The sequence below is a fragment of the Halopenitus sp. H-Gu1 genome, from assembly GCF_041821145.1.
Taxonomy (GTDB): Archaea; Halobacteriota; Halobacteria; order Halobacteriales; family Haloferacaceae; genus Halopenitus.
Window position 1 is genome coordinate 1 of the sequence record NZ_JBGUBC010000043.1, and the last position, 7,615, is coordinate 7,615.

Here is a 7,615-nt window from a genome sequence, read left to right on the forward strand (position 1 = left end):
AATTAAGCTGTACGTCAATAGACCGGCAAATAGTGTCGCAACGATATCGAGTCCGAGGTCAAGGATACCGTAGATGCTGCCTGCTTTGAAATTCTGTTTATAGGTCCAGAGTAGACTGTCCATAGCATTTGCAACTCGGGACCGCAGTCGTTCGTGCGCCTCGTAGTCAAAATCGTCTGTCATAGAATTCTGCTCTACAGGTAGTCAGTTGAAGCCGTCACCGTGGACCTCTTTTAACTTCTCCTTGGCTTCTTCAGTTCGGCCCTCCTCTTTCAACTGCTTCGCCTCCTCCAACTTCTTACTCGCATGTTTCGCCTTCTTCGCAGCCTGTCGACGTTCACGCCAGCTCATATCGCTACTTACCTTTTCCCCGTATACGGGCTCCTTTGCACCACCCTTCTTCATCCGCTGAGGAAGAGTGCGAACAAAGTCACGGGTCAGTTCCTGGTAGGAATCAGGGACCGGTTCACCGCGACGGGATTTCTCCTCGAAGTAGTTGTAGACCATTGTCTCCATATGGTATGACCGGACACCGGAGTCGCTGTTCTCGGACCACTTCTTCATCGTTCGAGTCAGGGCTGAGACTTTCCCGTTGTGGGCCTTGTCCCTTGCTTCGAACATTTGCTTGTATTGTCGCGGATTCGTTCCTTGCCAAGATTGGCCATTATGCGTGTCGGGGATCGCATATCCGTCGCTTGCATCGGTGAATAGGCCTGAAATCCCGCCTCGCGGATGATCCGCGTGCGGAATTTTATGATACCGGAATGCGGGTGCAATCTCGATCGTCGAATCGTGGTACTTCACTTTTACCACGTTCTGATCGACCGTGACCTCTTTCTCCGAGAACCGAGGATCGTTCTGAATCCGTCGCTTAATCGCCTGTAAACAGTTTGTTGGTCCATTCTTCTGTTCTGTCCACTGGCGGTGCTCTTCCGCGCTAAGCACGATCATCACGTCTGCATCGGAGTCCTTCTTGAGTGGGCCAGTCATGGTGCCCCGAGTGTAGGAACCAATAAGCTGACTGTCCTCTATCTCTAGGTCCCTACTGAGAATGTCGACGATGACGTCTCGCCGATCAGAGATCGTTTTGGCCTGTCGATCCGTAATTTCAGTTTTCTCAACGTGATCCTCGTAACTCTCCTCGACTTCATCTTTTTCCGGCTTCTGCTCTGTGGGTTTGTCGTCGTCTGAAATCGCGTCCATCAGGACCTGACCAGCCATACCGCTGTCTTCCACTGCTCGGTTGCCGTGGGAATAAGATCCGCCTGTAGAGTTATGTCTACCTCCCATTAGGCGGTCACCTCCGCCCTGCTGGTCCAAGCCGTAATCGGCATCTGTCCGTGTCCGAGCGCTGCGTTGATGTTTCGTTCCATTGGTTCGTAGAGTCGCTGTGATTGGTTCAACGGGACTTCGCGGAGCTGCACCTCGTTGATCCAACGCTGGCCTGCGGCGGCCACAATCTGTGGCGGTAGTTGGGTGAGCCAACGGGGTGATTGGAGGCCGATTAGCATGATTTTCAGGTGCGGAGCTTCAGAGACGATGGTTCGGAGATCATCTCGTAGTTGATAGAACCCGACGTTGGCGGTGAAGTACTGTGTTCCGTAGAAGACGCAGTCGTTGATTCCGAGATGGTCGAATACTTGGTAGCAGAGGCGGCGTTCCTCAGGGGTAGCACCTTTGATCAGGGGCAATACTTTGGTCTTCGTACCCGCGAGATTCTGTGCAATCCACAATGTCCCTTCTAAGCAGTTCCAGACGTGATTATGTCTGAGATCAGGGTCGTCCGTTTGATAGTCTGGGTAATCGCATGGGATATGGAAATCCGGTTCGAACGCCTGTACGATCTCAAGTTCTTCAAGCCACTCCAGTTTGGAGAGAATTTTATCGTTGATCGTCGTGGTGGTGATGACCGTGATGTTCTCTCCGAACCATGACTCTGCGGTGTGGCCAAGATTGACTAACGTGATGACCGTCGTTAGTCGAAGCAGTACCGTCAGGTCATGCTGACTCTTCCGGTGGAACTGATCGTGGGCTTCCTGTTTCTCCATGAGGAGAACGGGCCCTTTCGGTGCTTCTGCGGACGACGCTAGGCTGAATCCCTGGTTGTTTTCGATGGGGATCTGGTTTTGGCTCATCTTGGTTACTCCTCGAATAGCGTATTCTGGAACCGAGGATTGACGATCTGGGTGAGAACGGATCGAGTAAGCGGGTGCTGCTGAGATACGGCACCGGCGGATTTTCCTCGGACGTGTGTCGTTTCGCGGCTGTACATCAACCTGTCAGATAGGATGCGGCTGCACTACTTAGTCATCACGCAGACATAATCGCCACTAACGTCATTGTCATCATAAACGTCATAATCCGCACAGTCTATTGTAGAGATCATGTCCGGTCTCCAAGTTCCGAAACGAATCCACATTGTTCCCCTTGGATACGAAGAGGATCGTATCGTTAAACCGGTTCTCAGCTATGATGCTGATGAAGTTCTACTGCTTGAACCAGACCCAGACTCAGAAGAGATACACCGGCCAGAGTACCATGAACGTGTTCGAGACCAACTCCGCAATGCCGGTATTGAGATCGAAACCATCGAGTGTAACATATTCAATCTCTACAGCTCGCTCGGCACAATTGCTGAACTTGCAAATGAGTTCCGAGAGCACAACGTCTACGTTAATCTGGCTTCAGGGTCGAAGGTCACCGCGATCGGTGGAATGATCGCCTGTATGGCTACTGGCGCGATTCCGTACTACGTTCGAGCAGAAACCTACGCAGGAGGCGATGAACGCCCAGTCGCTTCCGGCGTCAAGAAAATCGAAACCTTACCGAAGTATCACATTGAGGAGCCTGAGCCACAACATATCTCGATCTTAGACTATGTTACCACAAATGAGCCAGTCACGAAGCACAATCTGATTGAATACGGCAAACACAAAGAACTCCCATTTATCGCCCGATATGATGCTGACGGCGTTCAAAACCCTGACAGAGGATACTATCGGCGGCTTAATACACAAATCATTAACCCGTTATTGAATCGAGGATTCATCGATGTTGAGAAACACTCGAAATACCAGTATGTGACTGTAACCGAAAGTGGTTCAAACCAACTACAGGCGTTTCGGTATCTCCTGAAGAGTTAACCCAGCTAATAGAAACTGGTTGTTGATTAGTGCAGCTATAGTCCGAATCTGGGAGATTTTCTAAAAGATCGTTCTTTAGGTGGGGATTGGGTGAATAGCCGCAACGGGAGGTGGTGACCATCAGTGCGTTCGGCGGGGGTTCTGATGTAGATCGCGTAGGTGAAGTCGAGATCGCGTTGACGTAGTCGTCGATCCACCTCGATCATTCTAACCGGAAATTGGGAAGGATTGATAGTCTTGCTGTTTAAACGCTAACATCAACTATGGAAGGGGTCAGAGCGTTGGACAAGCCCGGGTGTTCGATTTCATTCTCAACCCGGGGTGGTTCTAAGAGATGACGACGAAGTCGAAAACGGTAGCGGCCTTGCTCGCCGTCTTTTTCGGTTCGTTCGGTGCTCACCGGTTCTATCTCCGATCATACGGATGGGGTGTCCTCTATCTCTTGTTTTGTTGGACGCTGATTCCGGGACTCCTCGGTGTTGTCGAGGGGGTGAGGTACTTACTGATGGACGAGAGTAAATTCACTGCTAAATACAGTGAGGAGTCCGCGCCGGTAACTGAGACAGAGTCGAGGGATTCTCCGTCGGTGTCAGAACGTCGAAGCAGGAATACTTCTGCTGATTTCACTATTGAGATGTCCGTTGGGAGTGGGGGTGAGGTTTCGGTCGGGTCGCAACTTGACGAGGAGGAGATGGTTGATCAGTCTTCGGAAGCGTGGGTCCCGCCGGGAGAAGGGGTCTCAATCAATGGGTATGAGGTTCCGGACGGGATGGTCTACGTTGGAACGGATTTGAATTCAGTCGATGGGTTTCACGGGACGGATGCGTGTTTAATCGATCCGTCGCTTGATGTTGATGCCAGCAAGTCAGACCCGGAAGGGACTCGAATGTCGTACTGGCCGTCGTATTCGAGTATCGATCCGGGTTGTCGAGCGACGTATCTTGAGTGGTTGGCAAACGGTCGGCGTGATCCCGACATTGACATCGGGTACGTGTTCCTCTTCTTCTATGGTATCGAACGACGGGTGCTCTTTGATGCGCAGCATTCGAGCCAGGTGCGATCTGAGATTCCGCGCATCCTCGCCGAGGTGGAGGAGCTTCTGGAAGTGTATGGAGAGGAGAGTTCCTTCCCGGGGTACGCGACCCGGTTTCTGAACGCGGTGCGCGCAAAGTACGATCCCGAGTCTCTTTCGACGGTTCAGTACACGAGTCGGCGACGAGAGATTCCGTTGGGTGTCCGGGTGGAGATCGGTCGCCAGATTGCAGAAGAGGGGTCTCTTGATTCCGAGGTTGCGTTTGAGTGGTTCGAGCGATCGCCAGACACGTATCTGCGGACGCCAGGGCAGCGGTGTGAGGCGGAGTTCAAGTCGCTCTTCTTTGCGAAGTACGAGGAACGTTTTGAAGAGGGATTGATTGAGGAGTCCAATATAGCACCACTCACTGTTAGTTATCGGTCTGCCAGTCGTTCACTGCCGGACTTGGGGAGATCGAGATCGATGGTCTGCCGGATATTGCTGCGCTTTCGGAGCCGCTAGAAGCGATGCAAGAGTTGGCAAATGAGTGTTGTGACGAGTTAGACTCGTACTCTCGATACGTCGGGAGAAGCGATGATCGAGACAGTTTGGAGGCATTATCGTTCCTTCCCGAATCGCTTCTCGATGCTCATCAATCTGAGTCACTGGCTGACTGTATCCGATCGATTGAAAACGAGTTGGGCGGCTCTGAGATGGTCGAGACGAACCTTGATCTGATGCTTGAATACTGGCCTGTCGAGTCAGAAGAGGACGTTCGGAAGCGTGATCTGCGTCGACTGGCGAATTTGCTTGAGAAGCTCGGGTTTGGTGTGGAGCCAGATACCCGGTTTTCTGCCCCCTCCCGCGGGTGGGGTGATCCTGCGGTGATATACCGACTGCCATCCGAGGCGAGCGCTGAGACGTCTGCGGTTTCAGAAGGTATCAGACTAATCCAGAAGCTCGCTGTCAAAGTTGTACTAGCTAACGATGAGGTGGCACCCGAGCAAACGGAGTATCTCGCAGAAAACCTGGGATCGTTCCTCGAATTGAGTGAGTCTGACCGGTTACGATTGGAGGCACACCGTCGGTGGCTCGTTCTTGATTCTCCGACGCTGCATGGTGTCCGGCAGAGGGCGGAGGATCTGCCGGACGAGCAAAAACCTCGGATTGCGAAGTTTCTAACCGCTCTTGCGTGCTCTGATGGGAATATTGATTCGGACGAGATTCAGGAGTTATCGAAGATCTATCCGATGTTGGGGTTGGACGAAGGCATGGTTCACACGTACGTCCATCAGCTTCAGATGAGTTCGCCCGAAGAAGATGACGATCCGGTGACCATTCAACAGCCGGAGTCCACCAGTGAGGAGTACGAGATTCCAGAACCGGAGGTCGAAGAGGAGTCACCGAGTTCGGGGATAGAGTTAGATCAGGATCGAGTGAGGAGAACTCTCGAAGAAAGTCAAGAGGTGAGCACATTCCTTGCAGATATATTCGAGGATGATGAGGATGAGACAGAGAAAAACGATGCGCAGCAGGAGTCTCAGCCAGTAGAGAATCAGCCTGCTGATCAGGAGTCGAGTACTACAGATGACGAAAAGAAGGACTTAGACGAGGATCACCGCCGGTTCCTCGTCAGCCTTTCTCAGAAGCAACAGTGGGAGCGCGAGGAAGTCGAAGAGCTGGCTCGTGAACACGGATTATTCCTCGGGGCCGCAATAGAAGTGATAAACGACTATGCATTCGAACTTGTCGAAACACCCGTCATTGAAGGCACAGACGAAATAATGGTCAACAAAGACGTCTCCGAGGAGATCTTAGAATGAGTGACAACACGTCAGACCTGGAAGCAACAACGATCCGGCCACGTGACCGTGATGCAATCATTCAATCCCTCCAGGCAGGCCTCGTACCTCGACGCGGACTGCAACACATCCAGGTCGGTCGTGCGAAAGAGGTGAAGGCCGTAACTGAAGATCTTGATCGGATTGCCGACGGCGGCTCTGCAGTCCGGTTCATCATCGGGGAATACGGGTCGGGGAAAACGTTTTTCCTCAATTTGATGCGGTCAATCGCATTGGAGAAACGGCTCGTCACAGCGCACGCGGATTTAACGCCGGATCGGCGGTTCCGATCCACGTCAGGGCATGGGCGTGCGCTTTACCAACAGTTAGCTCGAAACCTTTCGACGCGTGCAACACCGGATGGTGGTGCACTTCGAAGTATTGTTGAACGCTTCATTGCGGAGGCCAATCGAGAAGCGACTAGTCAAGACGTCCCGACTGAGGACGTCATCCGTGACCGGTTAGACGAACTTTCAGAACTTGTTGCGGGGTATGCGTTCACGGACATCGTCGCACTGTACTGGAAAGGGTATCAGGAGAACGACGATGAGTTGCAACACGCAGCGTTGCGTTGGCTGCGTGGTGAGTACGACACGAAAACTGAAGCACGAAATGTTCTCGATGAACGCGTTCCGATTATTGACGATTCGAACTGGTATGAGATGACGAAGCTGCTGGCGCGCTTCGTTGATCTGGCAGGCTATGAGGGACTGTTGATCAATCTCGACGAGATGGTGAACCTGTACAAACTGTCCCACACGGGAGCTCGGAAAAGCAACTATGAAAAGCTTCTTTCGATTGTAAATGACGGGCTGCAAGGCCAAACGGTCGGGTTGGGATTTCTCTTTGCGGGCACGCCCGACTTCCTCACCGATACAAAACGCGGCCTGTACAGTTATGAGGCGTTGAAAACCAGGTTGGCTGAAAGCACGTTCGCGTCGGATGGGTTAGTAGATATGAGTGGGCCGGTTATCCGTCTCTCCAGTCTCACACAGGAGGATATGTTCGTGCTGCTTCAGAAGCTCCGTCACATCCACGCTGGAGGGGATCCTGAGAACTACGTTATACCGGACGAAGCAGTTGAGGCGTTTATGCAGCATTGTAATGAGCAGATCGGGGCTGCGTACTTCCAGACTCCTCGAAACACAATTAAAGAGTTCCTCAGTTTCCTCGCTATCTTAGAGCAGAATCCCGAGGTGTCGTGGGAAGAGCTGATTGGGGAGATCGAAGTCGAAGCGGAGGGTATTGAACCATCTCGAACCGAGGAATCGGAGTCCGCTGGGGACGACGAAGGTGATGATCTTGCCGACTTCAAACTCTAGCGACGATGAGGATACTTCTCGTCAGACCAAGTCCTTTGAGTTACTTCACGAGTCGATGCAACGTTGGGTTTGGAAGCAAGGCTGGGAGACGCTACGCCCAATTCAGGAACAAGCTATTCCTGTCGTTTTAGACGGTGATTCGGATGTTATTTTGTCGGCACCCACAGCATCAGGGAAAACAGAAGCTGCGTTCTTACCGATCCTCTCAGACATTACGGTTCGGCGAGAAGCATCTCAAAGTCCAAATTCGGGGTTCGATGTCGTGTACATCTCCCCGTTGAAAGCACTGATCAATGA

At 52.2% G+C, this 7,615-nt stretch carries 7 protein-coding genes; 5 read left to right on the forward strand and 2 right to left on the reverse strand.

All coding sequences use genetic code 11. The features are described from left to right. Window positions 1–204: 204 nt before the first annotated feature. Both ACERIT_RS15740 and ACERIT_RS15745 read right to left on the reverse strand, forming a co-directional pair. Entirely contained in the window at window positions 205–1,221 is a 1,017-nt protein-coding gene (locus ACERIT_RS15740; RefSeq protein ID WP_373675808.1) for a CBASS oligonucleotide cyclase, read from the reverse strand. A gap of 68 nt (window positions 1,222–1,289) precedes the next feature. After that, window positions 1,290–2,135 (reverse strand): hypothetical protein, encoded by an 846-nt coding sequence (locus ACERIT_RS15745; RefSeq protein ID WP_373675809.1) that lies wholly within the window; start codon window positions 2,133–2,135, stop codon window positions 1,290–1,292. 249 nt (window positions 2,136–2,384) lie between these two features. Here ACERIT_RS15745 and ACERIT_RS15750 point away from each other — a divergent pair, with 249 nt between their 5' ends. The 5 genes from ACERIT_RS15750 to ACERIT_RS15770 form a co-directional block, all read left to right on the forward strand. Continuing rightward, window positions 2,385–3,143, forward strand: coding sequence for a DUF6293 family protein (locus ACERIT_RS15750; protein ID WP_373675810.1), 759 nt, complete (start codon window positions 2,385–2,387; stop codon window positions 3,141–3,143). A gap of 334 nt (window positions 3,144–3,477) precedes the next feature. Continuing rightward, window positions 3,478–4,677 (forward strand): TerB N-terminal domain-containing protein, encoded by a 1,200-nt coding sequence (locus tag ACERIT_RS15755; protein ID WP_373675811.1) that lies wholly within the window; start codon window positions 3,478–3,480, stop codon window positions 4,675–4,677. Window positions 4,678–4,682: 5 nt separating this feature from the next. Next, window positions 4,683–5,978, forward strand: coding sequence for a tellurite resistance TerB C-terminal domain-containing protein (locus ACERIT_RS15760; protein WP_373675812.1), 1,296 nt, complete (start codon window positions 4,683–4,685; stop codon window positions 5,976–5,978). Further along, the gene (locus ACERIT_RS15765) at window positions 5,975–7,318 is read left to right on the forward strand and encodes an ATP-binding protein (protein ID WP_373675813.1); all 1,344 of its coding nucleotides are present in this window, start codon (window positions 5,975–5,977) and stop codon (window positions 7,316–7,318) included. Before ACERIT_RS15760 ends, ACERIT_RS15765 begins: the two co-directional genes overlap by 4 nt. Continuing rightward, the coding region (locus ACERIT_RS15770; RefSeq protein WP_373675814.1) for a DEAD/DEAH box helicase at window positions 7,293–7,615 on the forward strand (323 nt) is incomplete at its 3' end. The genes ACERIT_RS15765 and ACERIT_RS15770, both read left to right, overlap by 26 nt.

What these genes read in the sequence shown, in the direction of transcription:
- ACERIT_RS15765 (WP_373675813.1), top strand. Translation starts at nt 5,975, where the DNA reads ATGAGTGACAACACGTCAGACCTGGAAGCAACAACGATCCGGCCACGT.
- ACERIT_RS15760 (WP_373675812.1), top strand. Translation starts at nt 4,683, where the DNA reads ATGCAAGAGTTGGCAAATGAGTGTTGTGACGAGTTAGACTCGTACTCT.
- ACERIT_RS15755 (WP_373675811.1), top strand. Translation starts at nt 3,478, where the DNA reads ATGACGACGAAGTCGAAAACGGTAGCGGCCTTGCTCGCCGTCTTTTTC.
- ACERIT_RS15745 (WP_373675809.1), bottom strand. Translation starts at nt 2,135, where the DNA reads ATGAGCCAAAACCAGATCCCCATCGAAAACAACCAGGGATTCAGCCTA.
- ACERIT_RS15740 (WP_373675808.1), bottom strand. Translation starts at nt 1,221, where the DNA reads ATGGCTGGTCAGGTCCTGATGGACGCGATTTCAGACGACGACAAACCC.
- ACERIT_RS15750 (WP_373675810.1), top strand. Translation starts at nt 2,385, where the DNA reads ATGTCCGGTCTCCAAGTTCCGAAACGAATCCACATTGTTCCCCTTGGA.